Genomic DNA, 17,566 nt, shown 5'->3' on the forward strand with positions numbered 1-17,566 from the left:
TAAATCTTAATATTTTATCATTTACATTATAAATATAATAAAAAAACAAACAAAAACTACTTAAATATTTGATTTTCAGTAAAATACAATAAAAAAATCCGTTAAACCCAGTAATTGATTGGGTTTAACGGATTAAAAAAATAATTGAGTTTTAAACTCTTATTTCTTCATTATTTTAGTTTTTAATAGTTTTTGACCATCATTAACTTCTAATATGTATATACCTGAATTTAAACTAGATATATTCAAGTTAGATGAATCTAAACGACCAGCTTGTACAACTTTTCCAATTGTGTTAACAATCTTATAGCTAACTGCATTAGATTTAGATGCAAACTTAACTTGCATATAGTTAACAGCTGGGTTAGGATAAGCCATTAAATCTGATATATCATTCGATGTAATAGTTTCACCTTGAACATCACCAGAATAAACTACATTTAAACTAGATGATGATGCAGTAATATTTACCGTATAATCTTCAACCTCTCCATCACCTAAGTTTGCCTCACATGATGTTGGTGCCGAATTATACTTCATAGATACACGCATTCTAGTTTGTCCTAATTTTGCACTTGCAGGTACAGTAATATTCGCCGTTCTGTTTCCTGAACTTGTTGAATTTCCTGAAGTTACTTGCTCTCCACTATCAGTAAAGTCTCCATCACCGTTATAATCAATCCAAATTACAAAGTATTCATTATAAGCTGTACCACTAAATCCTGCACTTACTACTAATTGGCTTGTACTTCCTTGTGCTACGTTTGCTACTTTAGATGTGAAATCTCCATATCCTCCATTAGCTCCAGTACTGTTAGTCATACCTCCAAACGCTACATAATCAATCCACTCGTAAGTAACTCGTGTTCCTTTAGATGCACAATACGATACTACATTAGATAATGTTGTTGCATTTACTACATTACTAGATGAAGATTCGTTACCAGCAGCATCTTTTGCTTTTACAGTAAATGTATATGCTGTTGCTGCAGTTAAACCTGTTACATTATAAGTAGTTGCAGATGTAGTTGATCCTAATTTAGTAGCTCCTCTATATACATCGTATCCTGTTACGCCTACATTATCAGTAGATGCAGTCCAGTTTAATGTTAAGGTAGTTTGTGCTATATTAGCAGCAGCTAAACTACTTGGTGCACTTGGTGCTGTTGTATCTGCAACTGCTCCTTGTACATTAACAGTATAATCTTCAACTTCTCCATCAAAATTAGTTTGACAAGATGTTGGGTTTGCATTATATCTAGCAGAAACTCTCATTCTTGTGTTTCCTACTTTTGCACCAGCAGGAACTGCTACTACTTTAGTAGTTAAAGCACCATTAGATACATTACTAATATTTCCTAAGTCAAAAGTTTCTCCACTATCAGCGAAATCACCATCTTGATTCCAGTCAATCCATGCAATAGCATCAACTCTATAGTTACCATCTGTATTTACATTTACAATAAGATTTACATTAGAAGATTGAGATACCGTAGTACTCATACTAGTAAAGTCTTCATAACCTTTGTCTTTTGCTGTACCATCAGCATTATCAATAGATCCAAAACGAACTCTTGTTACACCAGTAGCATACGAAGTATTACCACTAGATGCACAATAATTAATTTGTACAGCTGGTGTAGTAAAGTTTACAGAAGCACTATAGTTAGAGTTCCCTGAAGAACACTTAGAACGAACTTGAACTTCATATTGAGTTGAAGCAGATAATCCACTTAACGCTTGTGTAGTTCCAGAAACTGCATTTGTAGTCCAAGAAGAAGAAGATGTAGCTTTATATCTAACATCGTATGTTGCTCCTGCTACTGCCGTCCAGTTTACTGTTGCTCCTGTAGCAGTTACGCCACTAGTTGAAACTCCTGTTGGTACTGTTGCATTACATACAACTGGCGTACCAGTAAGTCCTGTTACAATTAAAGAATAGTTTTGACTACCTCCAATTAAAGTACCTTTATGAGTTACTGTAATAGTATATGTTCCAGATGCTCCAGAAACATCAACTCTTTCAAAAGGATCTACATTGTTATCTCTTTTTGTATTCGTAGTTGCTCCAGTTAACTCATATGGTAAATGAGTAGTTCCACCTTTAGTAACTCTTAAATCTAAATCGTTTACTAAAACTGGTGTTGTAGAATTTACTGTTGTATTAGCAGTACCAGGTCTATCAGTCCAAGAAATTGAAGCTAATAATGGACTTGTTCCATCAGAATCAACAGTAATTGTATATGTTTGACCAGAAGTTAACGTTAATTCTTCAATTTTAGATTGATTTCCTTTGTTAGTAATTGCTTCTGCTGCTCTTTTAGTATGTAATAATCCCCATCCAAAAACTGCATCAGGTCCAGAAGCTCCAGCGTCATCTGCTGTATGCAATGCTAAACCTTTTAAAGTAGCAGCTTTCATAAAGTTACCACTATTTAAGTTTTTATGGTGTTGTTGTAATAATAATAATGATCCTGTTACATTTGGCGAAGCCATTGAAGTACCCGTTATAGAATTATAAGCAGTATCACTGTTTTGGTAAGTAGAGTACACTCCTGTACCATTACCTGTAATGTCTGGTTTAATTCTAAAATCATCAGTTGGTCCTTCACTACTTGAACTGTTTATTGAAACAGAAACTAAGTTACCACTAGCATCAATATTAGCATCTTGTGCATTGGCAACAACTAAGTTGTTTTTAGATGTTGAGTGCCCTGTTAATTTATCGAAACCTGAACCTCCTGTTGGATTTGTATTTGCAGTATTATCACTACCATCGTTACCTGCAGCCACAACCATTAAATAGTTTGGTGCATTAAACATAATCTCATCCCAAGCACGTGATTCTGCAATATAACCACCAAAATAATGTTGTGGTAATTGTACTTGACCAAACTGATTTCTAGTAGCATAACCATATGAGTGATTAGAAATAATCATACCGTTAGAAGCTTGAGTAGTTGCTTCTGATTTATCATTATCCCAGTATGCTCCTTTTACCTTAGAATGTGGTGCCATACCTTTAGCATTCGCAACAACACCAGAAGCCATAATAGTTCCTGTTACGTGAGCTGCGTGAAAGTTTAATGTTGAGTGACCATCAACAACAGAATATCTATTGTTACCTCCAGCTCCATCATATTCTTGGTGCGTAGCTCTTGCAATACCACCATCCCAAACATAGGCAGTCATTCCTTGACCCATTAAATTTAATCCTAATGATCCGCCAGAATTTAAATGATTTGTTCTAGTTGATTTTGCTGCTGCTACATTAAATGTTGTATAATAAATTGGTTTTCCATTTACTACTCTTTGTAACGACATAAATCTACCATCTTCTGTTTCGATAGTAGTTTTCCAACCTTTTTGTTTTGCTAACCTTAAAGCTTCTTTTCTCTCAGAATCTTCTTTGGTTTTTAAAGTTTTTTGAATTCTTTGAAGTTTACCTAAGTCATATTGACTTTTGATTTTTTCAACCTCACTTTTGCTCTGTGCTTGTGCTTGGAAACTTAATCCCAAAATAGCACTCGCTAAAACTATACTCTTAAAGTACTTTTGTTTCATTTGAAGGGTTATTTTGATTAGTTATTGTTTAGTGAAATAAATATTAAATTATCACAATATTTTATCATTTCGTCGACAAATATACTAAAAAAATGAATTATTCCTAATCCAAGTTAAAATACACAAAATAAAATTCAAAAAAACACAATAAAAAAACCCCATAAACCTAGTGTTTATATAGGTTTATGGAGTTTTGTAAAAAAAGGACTTATATTTTCATATAAGTCCCTGAAGTTCAAATTACTTCTTCATTATTTTAGTTTTTAATAATTTTTGACCATCATTAACTTCTAATATATAGATACCTGTGTTTAAATTAGACACATCTAAATTAGATGCATCTAAATAACCAGATTGAACAACTTTTCCAATTGTATTTACAAGCTTATACGTCATATTACTAGCTTTAGAAGCTAATTTAACGCGCACATAATTTCTTGCTGGGTTTGGATATGCCATAAAATCAGATGTAGCATCTTGATCTAAAAGACTATCAGCAATCTCATCAACATTAGTTGATGCTGCTGATGCTGTAATATTAACAGTATAATCTTCAACTTCTCCATAGTTATATGTTCCACAAGAAGTTGTATGTTGTGCAGTATCTTTCATTGCTACACGCATTCTTGTTTGTCCTAACTGTGCTGAGGCTGGAATTGCAATATCAGCAGATACATTTCCTGCATTTGATGCTGATCCAGAAACAACTCTTTCACTTGATTCAAAAGTTCCGTTTTTATTGAAATCAATCCAAACTGACCAATATTCTTTATAAACGGTACTTGCATAACCTACACTTAGTACAATTTTACTAGTACTTCCTTGAGCCGCTGTTGCCACTTGGGAAGTAAAATCAGCATAACCTCCATTAGCTCCTGTAGCATTTGTTATTCCTCCATAAGACACATAGTCAATCCACTCATAAGAAGTTGTTCCTTTATAAGTACAATAAGTAACAGATGCTCCTAAAGTTGTTGCATTAACTACATTACTTGATGCTGATACATTTCCTGCTGCATCTTTTGCTTTTACAGAGAATGTATACGCTGTTGCTGCAGTTAAACCTGTTACATTATAAGTAGTTGCAGATGTAGTTGATCCTAATTTAGTAGCTCCTCTATATACATCGTATCCTGTTACGCCTACATTATCAGTAGATCCAGTCCAGTTTAATGTTAAGGTAGTTTGTGCTATACTAGCAGCAGCTAAACTACTTGGTGCACTTGGTGCTGTTGTATCTGCAACTGCTCCTTGTATATTAACAGTATAATCTTCAACTTCTCCATCAAAATTAGTTTGACAAGATGTAGGGTTCGCATTATATAGAGCAGAAATTCTCATTCTAGTTGCTCCAACTTTTGCTTCTGCAGGTACAGCTATAGCTTTTGCTGGTAAAGCTCCGTTTGATACATTACTTATGTTTCCTAAATCAAAAGTTTCTCCACTATCAGAAAAGTCACCATCTTGATTCCAGTCAATCCAAGCAATAACATCAATTCTATAGTTACCATCAGTATTTACTGACACAGTAAGATTTTCTGATGAAGATTGTGATACAGTAGTACTTATACTTGTAAAATCTTCATAACCTTTATCTTTTGCTGGACCATCTGCGTTATTAATAGATCCAAATACAACTCTTGTAATCCCAGTTGCATACGATGTAGTACCATTAGACGCACAATATGTAATTGTTGCTGCTGTAGTAGTAACACCTACAGCACTACTTTCCGCAGATTCGTTTCCTGCTGCATCTTTTGCTTTAACCGTAAAAGAATATGCAGTACTCGCTGTTAAACCTGTTACATTATATGACGTACTAGTTGTAGTTCCTACTTTAGTAGTTCCTTGAAATACATCATAACCAGATACGGCTATATTATCAGTAGAAGCCGTCCAACTTAAAGTTAATGAAGTTGCAGTAACACTTGAAGCAGATACATTACTTGGTACCGTTGGCGCTTCAGCGTCAGCAACTGCATTTGCTGTAAAACTTCCTGTAAACACACCTCTACCATAAGTAGATGCAATAATTTTATTTTGAGCATGGTTACCATTTATATTCCAATAATCAAAAGAAGTTACACTTACATCACTCATACCGTTATATGCCTGAGCCCAAGTTGGATTAGCTTCATTAAAATTAGAAGTAGACCATACACCTAATTGTGTTGCTAAAATAGCTTCTGTTCTATCTAATGGATTTTGTAAAATGTCTCTTACTGGAATATTTGGTAAGTCTCCTTCTTTATTTACCCAATTAGTTCCTCCATCACTAGTTACCCAAACACTTGTTACACCATAATTATGCATTGTTACAAAAATATCATCTTCAGTAGCTCCAAAACGAACTGATGATATTGATCCAACAAACGGAGTAACAACATTTGTCCATGTTGCATTACTATTAGTAACATTGGTTAATTTTAATAGTTTACCATTAGATAATCCAACATACCATGTATTGTTTGCAAAAGGAGACGCTTGAAAAGCAGTAGGACTCGCATCTAAAAGAGCGTTTGTAATATTTCCTTTTGTATTAGATGCTACATTAATACTTTTAATAGATTTAGTAGCAGCAGAAGCATTCGATAATAAACGATTTGCTTGACTATCATACCCCATTGGGTTTACAAAATCACCTGTAGTTCTTTCATTTAATATCGTTGTTGCTCCTCCTCGTATTCTACTCACTCCATTCCAAGGTAAATTAAACCTATAGATAACATTGTTAGTATAGGTTGCTATCATATACTGCCCATCTTTATCAATAAATGTATAAAAACCATCACCTCCTGATACTTCTGTTGAGCTGTTAACTCCAGCTACAGCATTCCTAAACCCCTGGGTACCATTATCCTGAGCTCCAGCACTAAAAATACCATCAACATCTCCTGCTCCATCTGGACCTATAGCTGCTTTTACAAATTGTGTTACATTGTATCCTTTATTTCTCTTACTAATTGCCGCTCCTGCATTACTTGAATAATAGATTCCTCCATCATTACCAAATAACATTCTTGTTGATGAATTATTCCCAAAAGCAATTGAGTGCTGATCAGCATGTACATTATTAGCTATTCCAAAACCACCATACCAGTGAGATAATTGAGACCAAGAAGTTCCTCCGTTGGTAGTTTTAAACAAGTCAATTCCTCCAACATAAACAATATTATCATTTGCAGGATCAGCTTCTATCACTAAATCATAAAACGATTGTCCTCTTGTAAAATCTTTTGCAGCAATATCTGTATCAGCATCATTTGGTAATGAAGTTGCTGTTATTGTTGTAAAACCATTTGTTGTTTTATAGATATGAACTGGGTCAATTAATCTATCTTGAGCATCTCTTGCTAAACCTTCTGTAAGAGCATAAATTTTATTTGCATCCGTTGCTGAAGGTTCTAATTCAACTCTATTTGAATCTGTTAAAGGAGAAGTTGCAGCCTCAGTCCAAGTAGAACCATTAGTTGAACTATACACTCTACCTCCGCTAGTTGCACTTAATACAGACTTAATTGTCCCCATCCAAATAGTATTATTAGCACTTACTTCTAAATCATTAGGTATGTAATAATAATCATTCCCGCTAAAAGTATACTTCATATTGTCAGATTCTATCCTACTCCATGTAGTTCCATTATTAGTAGAACGATAGATACCTGCTGATTGCAATCCTAACCAATTTTTTGGAGTTGATGAATTTTTATAAACATATGCTCCAACTGCAACAAATAACTCTGTTGACGCTCCGTTATCCCATGCCAAAATATCGTTTACAAAATGTACTCCTGAAAGAAAAATATTACTTGCATTATGGTTAATAATTGCGGTACCAGCTGCTGGAATATTTACTGAAACCCAAGTAGTTCCTCCATCAGTTGTTCTATATACACCATTACCAACAACATCTCCTCCAGTATATTGCTCTCCAGTACCTACATACCAAGTATTCGAATTTCTTGGATCTACTGTAATAGAAGTTACTGATAAGTTTCCTGGCACATTCTGAACTCTTTGCCATTGCGTGTTGGCATTGCTAATATTTGTGTTTTTCCACAAACCTCCACTTACTCCACCTGCGTAAACAGTATTGTTAGTAGCATCATTAGGATCAAACATTATTACTCTAGTTCTACCTCCTACATTGTTAGGTCCTCTTTCTTCCCATGAATTACCATCTTCTCCAGGAGATTTTTGAGCTTGCCTATTCATTACAATCTCTTCTCGCAATTTATTCAAATCACCTTCATCTAATTCACCAGTAGAAGGGTTGATTGAAAGTTCCCACATCTGCTCGAAATATCGATTTGGTGGTAAACCATAGTTTTTTCTCTTTTTTTTATCCCATTTCAAGGTTTCTTGATAAGGACTGTTTTTTAAAAATTCTGCGTGAATTTGTCGTTGTTTTTCAACATCTAAGCTCTCTTTCTCTTCAGAAAAATGCTTATAGCCTATGGTTGTAACCAAAGCTAATGACAAACCACCCATTAATAACTTTAAATTGTTATTCATTGTTAAAGGGTTTTGATTGGGTTAATAAAATTTATGAAAAAACCCGAGCAAAAAGCTCGGGTTTCCTATAGCCTAATTAGTTTTAGTAAGCTATTTCTTGATAATTTTAGTTTTTAATAATTTTTGACCATCATTAACTTCTAAAATATATATTCCTGAATTTAGGTTAGATACATTTAAACTACGAGAATCTAAACGACCTTCTTTTACAACTTTTCCGATTGTATTTACAACCTTATATGTTATTTCATTTGATTTAGAAGCTAATTCAACCTGTACAAAATCAGATGAAGGATTTGGATAAGCCATTAAACTTAAACCTGATTCATTTCCTAATTTATCAGCTCTAACTAATTCTGAATCTCTTGTTGTACTTGCTGTAATATTTACAGTATAATCTTCAACTTCTCCATAATTATATGTTCCACAAGAAGTTGTATGTTGTGCAGTATCTTTCATTGCTACACGCATTCTTGTTTGTCCTAATTGTGCTGATGCTGGGATTGTAAGATCTGCAGATACATTTCCTGCACTAGATGCAGATCCTGCAACAACTCTCTCACTTGTTTCAAAAGTTCCATTTTTATTAAAATCGATCCAAACTGACCAATATTCTTTATAAACTGTACTAGCATATCCTACACTTAATACAATTTTACTTGTACTTCCTTGTGCAACAGTTGCTACTTTTGAAGTAAAATTTCCATAACCTCCATTTGCTCCAGTAGAATTTGTCATACCTCCATATGATACATAGTCAATCCATTCATAAGAAGTTGTTCCTTTATATGAACAGTACGATACTGAATTTGATAAAGTTGAAACATTAACTGTATTACTATTTGCTGATACATTTCCTGCTGCATCCTTAGCTCTTACTGAAAAAGTATAAGCTGTACCCGCAGTTAAACTTGTAATATTTACAGAAGTATTTGCTGTAGATCCTAATTTTGTAGATCCTCTATATACATCATATTCTATTACTCCTACATTATCTGAAGAAGCTGACCAGTTTAATGTTAAAGTAGTTTGTGCTACATTAGATGCTGCTAAACTTGCTGGTGCACTTGGTGCTTGTGTATCTGCACTTGAAGTAGAAGAAGTATAATTTGCTGCCCATCCTGCTGCTGTAACAGATCCATCAGAGGTAAATTTAACAAACATTGCATTTCCTGTAGAAGTTACTGCACTTGGAGTAGAAGTTCCTGAGAATTTCCCTAACTGTGTTGCGCTTGCTGTTGTTCCATCATAAACAGTTACAAAATCATAACCACTTTCAGTATTAAAACTACTAAAGTTTAAAGTGACCTTTCCTCCATTAGCTGGTTTGATTAACCAAGTACAATTTTTATTACTTGCATAGTCTTGACTTCCACTTCCATCGTTGAAAGAACCACTATTATCTGTTACTGTAGCTCCACCGTTACATGGGTCTTGTGTAGTACCACCACCATTTCCAAACTTATCAGATAATGCTAAAGCACGTCTAGAACCTCCAGATTCTAACACTGCACGCATTCTGTTTTTTTGACCAGTAGTAAATAAATTCATACAAGCGTCATCTGAATAATCCATATAGTTTTGAACCATATCTTCAGATCCACAAGAAACATGTCCTGTTTTACAACCATAGTTTGCCGCATCAGATTTTGGTGTATCTGAAACAAAATCATCTTTACTACAATCTCCATCTCCCCAAATATGACGTAAATTTAAATAATGTCCTATTTCATGTGTAGTTGTTCTTCCTAAATTAAAAGAAGGATTTAATGTTCCTGTAGAACCAAAAGCATCATGTATCATTACTAAACCATCAGTAGCAGCTGCACCTCCTGGAAATTGAGCATATCCTAATATAGTTCTATCACCTTGTGGGCTAGTATTAGTCATTTTAGGAACAATCCACATATTTAAATACTCAGCAGTATTCCATGGACTAACTCCACCTGAAGATGAACTCTTCATTGCATTATATGACTTATATTTTGTTCCCCAATCTGATCCACTTACTTGTTTTCTAGTAATTGCAGTAGTCGCGTTTCCACTTGGATCTACTTTAGCCATAGCAAACTCTATTTGAGTATCTGCTGCTTGTGACCATTTATTTGTTTTATCAGTATTATTTCTTCTAAAATCTTTATTTAATACATCAATTTGAGAAAGAATTTGTGCATTACTAATATTATTTGTAGAATTAGTATATAAAACATGCACTACAACTGGAATTGTAATAATACTTCCAGCTACTTTGCCTTGAGTATTTTCCATTTGTTTAACTCTCTTTTGAGTAAACTTTTCTATCTCTTTCATTCGGTTTTCAAGACCTTGATCATTGAGCTTTCTATGCTCTAAATCTTCCATTACAGAACAAGTTCTTTTTTGTTGAGCAAATGCTGCTCCAATAAAAAATAAGCATAAAAATGCCAGAGTAATTTTGTTTTTCATTTCTGAAGGGGTTTTTAATTAATTATTTATCAATAAAGAGGCACGTATTATCATATTCACAACAAAACCTCTTAAATTTTTGTTAAACGGGCAACAAATATAGAAAAAAACATTAGTTATGCTATTTTTTTTGCAAAAAACAAATATTTTTAATACCTTCAAATCTTTTCGTTTTTTTAAAAACCCAGTACTACAGTAGGTTTAATGCTTTTTTAAAACTTTTTAAAAAAAACACTTGCCAACAAATTTTCAATAAGATTAATTGTATTTTTATTAAAATTTTATGCGAATGCTTCAAATAAAAAATTTAGAAATAAGTTTTAAAAAATCGCCTGCTGTTGTTAAAAACATTTCTTTTAGTTTACAGGAAAATGAGATATTAGGTATTGTAGGTGAAAGTGGAAGTGGAAAATCTATAACCTCGCTCGCTATTTTAGGGCTTCTTCCTAAGTTTGCAGATATAAAAGGTGAGATACTTTTTAAAGAAAAAGATTTACTAACATATAACAATAAAGAATTTCAAAAAGTTAGAGGTAGCAACATCGCTATGATTTTTCAAGAACCTATGAGTTCATTAAACCCTACCTTAACTTGTGGTTTTCAAGTTGCGGAAATTTTGCAATTACACACAAGTTTATCTACCAATGAAATAAAGCAAGAAGTACTTTCTCTTTTTAACAAAGTTAAATTACCTAGACCTAATGATATTTATAACTCTTATCCTCATCAAATAAGTGGAGGCCAAAAACAACGAGTTATGATTGCTATGGCTATTGCTTGTAAACCTCAGTTATTAATTGCAGATGAGCCTACAACAGCTTTAGATGTTACTGTTCAGAATGAAATTATTCTACTTTTAAAAGAGTTACAGCAAGAATTTAAAATGGGAATACTTTTTATTTCCCATGATTTAGCTTTAGTTTCTGAAATTGCCGATACTCTTGTTGTAATGCATAAAGGTAAAATTATAGAACAGGGTGTTTCTTCTAGTATTTTTCTTAGACCAAAAGAAAACTATACTAAAGCTTTAATAAATTCAAAACCCACTACTAAAAAACGTTTTAAAATATTACCTACTGTAACTAATTTTATTAATAATTCGGTAGATACTACTTTATATACAAATGAAGAACGTTTAGAATATCATAAAAACATCTATAGCAAACCTCCTTTATTAGAGATTAAAAACCTCCATAAAAATTTTATATCTAATGCTTCTTGGTTTTCTAAACCTAACATAGTTAAAGCAGTAAATAATATTTCTTTTAAAATTTATAAAGGGGAAACCTTAGGTTTAGTTGGAGAAAGTGGATGTGGGAAAACCACCTTAAGTAGAACAATTTTACAATTAGAAACGCCTAGTTCTGGGCAAATTTTATATAAAGGCACCGACATTAGCAAGCTTTCAAAATCTAGTTTTAAGAAACTAAGAAAAGACATACAAATTATATTTCAAGATCCTTTTTCTTCTTTAAACCCAAGAATTACAATTGGTAATGCTATTCTTGAACCAATGAAAGTTCACAATATTTTAAATTCTTCAAAAGAAAGAAAAAATTATGTGCTCAATTTATTAGAAAAGGTTGGTTTAGAAAAAGAGCACTTTAATAGATATCCTCATGAATTTTCTGGAGGTCAAAGACAACGAATTGGTATTGCTCGAACTATTGCTTTACAACCAAAACTAATTATATGTGACGAATCTGTTTCTGCTTTAGATGTTTCTGTTCAAGCTCAAGTTTTAAACTTATTAAATAAATTAAAAGCTGAATTTAATTTTACATATATATTTATTTCACACGATTTATCTGTAGTTAAATATATGGCTGACCAACTAGTAGTTATGAACAAAGGTAAAATAGAAGAAATTGCTGATGCTGATGAAATTTATAATAATCCAAAAACAATATACACTAAAACATTAATAGAAGCCATACCTAAAGGGCTTTAACTTTTTTCAATACTATATTAATAGTATATTGCACTGTTAAAAAACGAAAAGAAAAACATGAAAATTATAGTCCCTATGGCTGGTATTGGATCTCGTTTGAGACCTCATACTTTAACTATCCCAAAGCCTTTAACTGTTATAGCTGGTAAGTCAATTGTTCAACGTTTAGTTGAAGATATTACCTCAGTAGTAAACCAACCTATAGAAGAAATTGCTTTTATAATTGGCCCTGCTGCTAAAGGTTTTCCTGCTAATACTGCTGATAAACTTAAAAATATAGCTGAAGATCTTGGAGCTAAAGGTTCTGTATATGTTCAAGAAGAAGCTTTAGGAACTGCGCATGCAATTTACTGTGCAGAAAAATCATTAGACGGTCCTTGTGTAGTTGCTTTTGCAGATACTTTATTTAAAGCTGATTTTAAATTAGATTCTAATGCAGATGGAGCCATTTGGGTAAAACAAGTAGAAGACCCAAGTGCTTTTGGTGTTGTAAAATTAAATAATGGTATTATTACTGATTTCGTTGAAAAACCTAAAGAGTTTGTTTCTGACTTAGCTATTATTGGTATTTATTATTTTAAAGATGGTGCTAAGGTTCGTCAAGAAATAAAATATTTACTTGATAACAATTTAACAGAAAATGGTGAATATCAATTAACCAATGTCTTAGAATCGTTAAAACAACAAGGAGCACAATTTATTCCTGGCAAAGTTGATGCATGGATGGACTGTGGAAAAAAAGACCCTACTGTAGATACAAACAAACAAGTTTTAGGTTTTGAGCAAGCTAATGGCAACAATTTAGTAGCTAATGACGTTGTATTAGAAAACTCAGAAATTATTCAGCCTTGTTATGTTGGTAAAAACGTAGTTTTAAAAAATACTAAAATTGGACCTTTTGTTTCTATTGGTGAAAATAGTATAGTTGAAAACTCAACTATTATAAACTCATTAATACAAACAAATGTTCAAATTTCTAATGCAAATTTAGATAATGCCATGATTGGTAATCATGCAAAATATAATGCTAATTATACATCGGTAAGTATAGGTGATTATACAGAACTCACATAAAAAAAAGATGCGAAAAATTAAAGAGGCAAGAAAAAAGTATTTTTTGTCTCTATTTTTCGTTTTTTTCTCTTTTTTCTCCCTAAAAGCTCAGGATAGTATTCCTCCATCTGAGGATGTTAGTGAAAAAGATAATATAGAATTTCAAGAAAACTTCTTTAAAGCGCTATCTAATAAAGCTATTTTTAATTATCAAAAAGCCATTCAATTTCTAGAAAAATGTAATGAATTAGATTCAAATAATAAATCTGTTCTATTTGAGCTTTCTAAAAATTATTTAAAATTAGGAAGAAATAACGAAGCTTTAGAATATATAAAACTAGCATTAAAAAATGATTCTGAAAACATTTGGCTCTTAGAGCACCAAGTTTATATTTTAAGAAAAATTGCTGCTTTTGATGAAGCTATTCAAGTACAAAAAAAAATTGCTCAACAATTTCCTAAAAAAAAGCGGTTCTTAGTTTTTTTGCATTTGCAAAATAGAGACGTTTCTTCTGCAAAACGAGTTTTATTAGAACTTAAAGATGCTAAATTATTAAATTCAAGGTTAAGGTCAATTCAAGAAAAACTAGACTATAAACAACCTGAAAAAGAAGAAGTAAAAAACAAAATTGTAAGTACTGATTTAAGATCTGCTTTTGAAAAAGAAAAGTCATTTAAAACCTTAAAACTTTTATTAGATAAATTATCACTCAATAATCATGATGATTTATTAAAATACAGTGAAAAAGGTCTAGCTTTATTTCCAGCACAACCGTTTGTATATTTTATGAATGGAAAAGCTTTAAATAATAAAAGTCAATATAAAAAAGCAATTCAAAGCTTGCAAAATGGCATCGATTTTGTAATTGATAATAACGAAATTGAAGCTAAATTATATTTAGAAATTGCCAGAGCTTATCAAGGTTTAAATGATACCAAAAAAGTAAAATCTTATAAAAACAAAGCAGCTAAGATTTTAAAATAATTTTCTTCGCTATTATTTAATTTATGAAATATTATACACTAATTTTTATATTACTTTTAGGTTTTACCTCTTGTAAATCCAGTAAAAAAGTCACTAATAATTCTTCTATAATTAAAAAAATGTCAGCTCGTAAAGTAGCTAAAAAGCACATTTCTTCTAATTTTGACGAAAAAACTATTGATGCTCGTTTAAAAGTAAATTATAAGGATAATAAAGAAAAAATAGGCTTTTCTGTACGAATGAAAATCAAGAAAGGTGAAGTTATATGGTTAAAAGGAACTAAATTTATTACTGTTTTTAAAGCTAAAATTACTCCTACAAAGGTTCAGTTTTACTCTCCTTATTATAAAAATTATTTCGACGGTGATTTTTCTATGTTAAAAAAAATGCTGGGTACTGACATTAACTTTGAGCAATTACAAAATATGCTGTTGGGGCAATCGTTATTAAATGTAAAATCACAACGTCAAGAAATTATAATAAAAGATGCATCTTATCAACTTTCACCAAAAAAACAAGCTAGTTTATTTGATATTTTCTTTTACGTAAACCCACAACATTATAAACTCGATGGACAGTCAATTGTAAATCCATTAAAAAATCAACGTTTAGATATTAGGTATCCAAAATATTCAACAAAAAAAGGTGTTTTATTTCCTGAAAAAATTATTATAAACGCAAAAGAAAAAGAAAAATTTACTAATATAAATCTTACAACTCGTTCGGTAGAGTTTAACAAAAAGTTGAATACAGATTTTAAAATTCCTAACGGATATAAAGAAATTAAATTATAATGAGACACATCGTTTTTTATTTCTCTTTTTTATGCCTCTTTTTTGTAGGTTTTTCTTCATTTGGTCAGAGTAGAAAAGCTCTCGAAAACAAGCGTAAAAAACTTAAAAATGAGATAAAGCAGGTTAATACTTTACTAATTAAAACTGAAAAGAAAAAAAGTAATGCTTTAGATGATTTAAAAGATTTAAGTCAAAAAATAAACGTTAGAGAGCGTTTAATTGAAACAATTGAGTTAGAGGCTAAAGTTTTATCTAAAGAGATTAAATCAAACGAAAAGCAACTTAAAGAGTATAACAATCAACTTAAAAAACTAAAAAAAGAATATGCTGATATGGTTGTAAAAACCCATAAAAGCAAATCACAACAAAGTAAAACGATGTTTTTACTCTCTTCTGAAAGTTTTTATCAAGCTTATAAACGCATAAAATATATGCAACAGTACAGCGATTATAGAAAAAAGCAAGGGGAGGAGATTATTATAAAAACTAAGGAAAAAGAAAAATTAAATGATTCTTTAATTCAGAGAAAAAAATCTAAAGAACTTTTAATTACCGATGAAAAAGATCAAAAAGATCAAATAGAATCTGATAAGAAAAATCAAGAAAAATTAGTTTCTAAAATTAAAAAACAGGAAAAAAAATACAAACGAGATTTACAAAAGAAATTAAAAGAAGAAAAACGTATAAATGCACGTATTGATAAATTGATTAGAAGTGCTATTGCTCGTGCCAACAAGAACAAAAAAAACAACAAGAAAAAGTCGTCATCTGCTAGTTTTGTTTTAAATGCAGCTGAAAAGAAATTATTAGCAAATTTTGAGCAAAATAAAGGTAGTTTACCTTGGCCTGTAAATGGTATTATTACTCGAAAGTTTGGAGTACAACCTCATCCAACCTTTCCTGGAATTAAGGTTAATAGTCCCGGTTTACATATAACAACAAAATCTAATACGAATGCTCAAAGTATATTTAACGGAAAAGTATTAGTTATTCAAACAAATTTAGGTGGTAAAAAAGCTGTTTTAATACAGCATGGTGATTATATTTCTGCATACAATAACCTTGAAAAAATTTATGTAAAGAAAGGTGATGTAATAAAGACCGGTGATAAATTAGGTAAAGTTTTTACAGATAAAATTTCTGGTAAAACAAAATTAGTTTTCGCTTTATACAAAAATATAGTTCGTTTAAATCCTGCTCATTGGATACGAAGTAAATAAAAAACACATGAAAAATTCAGCTAATTTCATTATTATTATTATAGCAGTAATTGCTACCTTGGTTATTGGAAAAGGAATCTTAATTCCTTTTATTTTCGCTTTAATCTTCTGGTTTTTAACACGTGAAATTCGAAAATCCATTTATAAAATTCCTTTTGCTAAAAAGTTTATTCCTTTTTGGCTAAGTAATGTTTTGGTTTTCACCCTAATTATTTTAAGTTTTGGTTTTATTTCTGGAATTATTACGAATAGTATTTCCGACTTAACAACTTCGTATTCTAAATACGAACCAAATGTTGATACTATTATCAAAAATTTAAATAGCTATTTTCATATTGATATAATTACTTCTTTAAAATCAGTAGTTGGTAATTTTAATTACGGTACAGTATTAGGGAGTATTGCAAACGGTATTAGTGGGTTACTTGGTGATACATTTATGATTGTTATTTATGCTTTATTCATTTTCTTAGAAGAAGCTAGTTTAAAAAAGAAATTAAAGAAAATTTTCTATAAAGAAGGAGGGAATACTCAGGTAATTTTAAATAAAATTGAAAGCTCTATTTCAAGTTATTTAAGACTTAAAACTTATGTGAGTTTACTTACTGGTATTTTAAGTTATATCGTTTTAACTTTAGTAGGAGTAGATAGTGCTCCTTTCTGGGCCTTTTTAATCTTTTTATTAAACTATATCCCAACAGTTGGTTCTTTAATTGCAACCGTATTTCCAGCTATTTTTAGTTTGATACAATTTGGGGAGTTTACACCATTTTTAATTGTATTAATTGCTGTAGGTAGTGTACAAGTAATTGTTGGTAATTTAATAGAACCTAAAGTATTTGGGAAATCATTAAACCTAAGCCCGCTTGTAACCATACTTTCTTTAGCTATTTGGGGAAAGATATGGGGGGTTACAGGAATGATTTTAAGTGTACCTATTACCGTAATCATGATTATTATTTTTTCTCAATTCGAAAAAACAAAATCAGTTGCAATATTATTATCTGAAAATGGCGATTTAGATACGATTTAAACTAGT

9 protein-coding genes are annotated in these 17,566 nt (G+C 31.4%); 6 read left to right on the forward strand and 3 right to left on the reverse strand.

Going from position 1 to position 17,566, the window contains the following annotated elements:
- Nucleotides 1-159: 159 nt before the first annotated feature.
- From Q0881_RS01320 to Q0881_RS01330, 3 genes are all read right to left on the reverse strand, one after another.
- Nucleotides 160-3,564: a GEVED domain-containing protein gene (locus Q0881_RS01320; RefSeq protein WP_299156212.1), complete on the reverse strand. Its 3,405-nt coding sequence runs from the start codon at nt 3,562-3,564 to the stop codon at nt 160-162.
- A gap of 240 nt (nt 3,565-3,804) precedes the next feature.
- Nucleotides 3,805-8,079, reverse strand: a complete 4,275-nt coding sequence (locus Q0881_RS01325; RefSeq protein WP_299156214.1) for a GEVED domain-containing protein — start codon at nt 8,077-8,079, stop codon at nt 3,805-3,807.
- A gap of 90 nt (nt 8,080-8,169) precedes the next feature.
- Complete coding sequence (locus Q0881_RS01330) at nt 8,170-10,524, reverse strand: CUB domain-containing protein (RefSeq protein WP_299156216.1); 2,355 nt, start codon at nt 10,522-10,524, stop codon at nt 8,170-8,172.
- A gap of 289 nt (nt 10,525-10,813) precedes the next feature.
- On the opposite strand from Q0881_RS01330, the gene Q0881_RS01335 reads away from it, so the two are divergent.
- The 6 genes from Q0881_RS01335 to Q0881_RS01360 all read left to right on the forward strand — a co-directional run bounded on the left by Q0881_RS01335 (nt 10,814) and on the right by Q0881_RS01360 (nt 17,560).
- Complete coding sequence (locus tag Q0881_RS01335) at nt 10,814-12,475, forward strand: ABC transporter ATP-binding protein (protein WP_299156218.1); 1,662 nt, start codon at nt 10,814-10,816, stop codon at nt 12,473-12,475.
- A gap of 57 nt (nt 12,476-12,532) precedes the next feature.
- Nucleotides 12,533-13,549 (forward strand): sugar phosphate nucleotidyltransferase, encoded by a 1,017-nt coding sequence (locus tag Q0881_RS01340; RefSeq protein ID WP_299156220.1) that lies wholly within the window; start codon nt 12,533-12,535, stop codon nt 13,547-13,549.
- Nucleotides 13,550-13,556: 7 nt separating this feature from the next.
- The gene (locus tag Q0881_RS01345; RefSeq protein WP_299156222.1) at nt 13,557-14,513 is read left to right on the forward strand and encodes a hypothetical protein; all 957 of its coding nucleotides are present in this window, start codon (nt 13,557-13,559) and stop codon (nt 14,511-14,513) included.
- Between the two features lie 119 nt (nt 14,514-14,632).
- Entirely contained in the window at nt 14,633-15,307 is a 675-nt protein-coding gene (locus tag Q0881_RS01350) for a DUF4292 domain-containing protein (RefSeq protein WP_299156224.1), read from the forward strand.
- Nucleotides 15,307-16,527: a peptidoglycan DD-metalloendopeptidase family protein gene (locus tag Q0881_RS01355; protein WP_299156226.1), complete on the forward strand. Its 1,221-nt coding sequence runs from the start codon at nt 15,307-15,309 to the stop codon at nt 16,525-16,527. Before Q0881_RS01350 ends, Q0881_RS01355 begins: the two co-directional genes overlap by 1 nt.
- A gap of 7 nt (nt 16,528-16,534) precedes the next feature.
- Nucleotides 16,535-17,560, forward strand: a complete 1,026-nt coding sequence (locus tag Q0881_RS01360) for an AI-2E family transporter (RefSeq protein ID WP_299156228.1) — start codon at nt 16,535-16,537, stop codon at nt 17,558-17,560.
- Nucleotides 17,561-17,566: the final 6 nt, after the last annotated feature.

The organism is uncultured Tenacibaculum sp., from assembly GCF_947494125.1.
GTDB lineage: Bacteria > Bacteroidota > Bacteroidia > Flavobacteriales > Flavobacteriaceae > Polaribacter.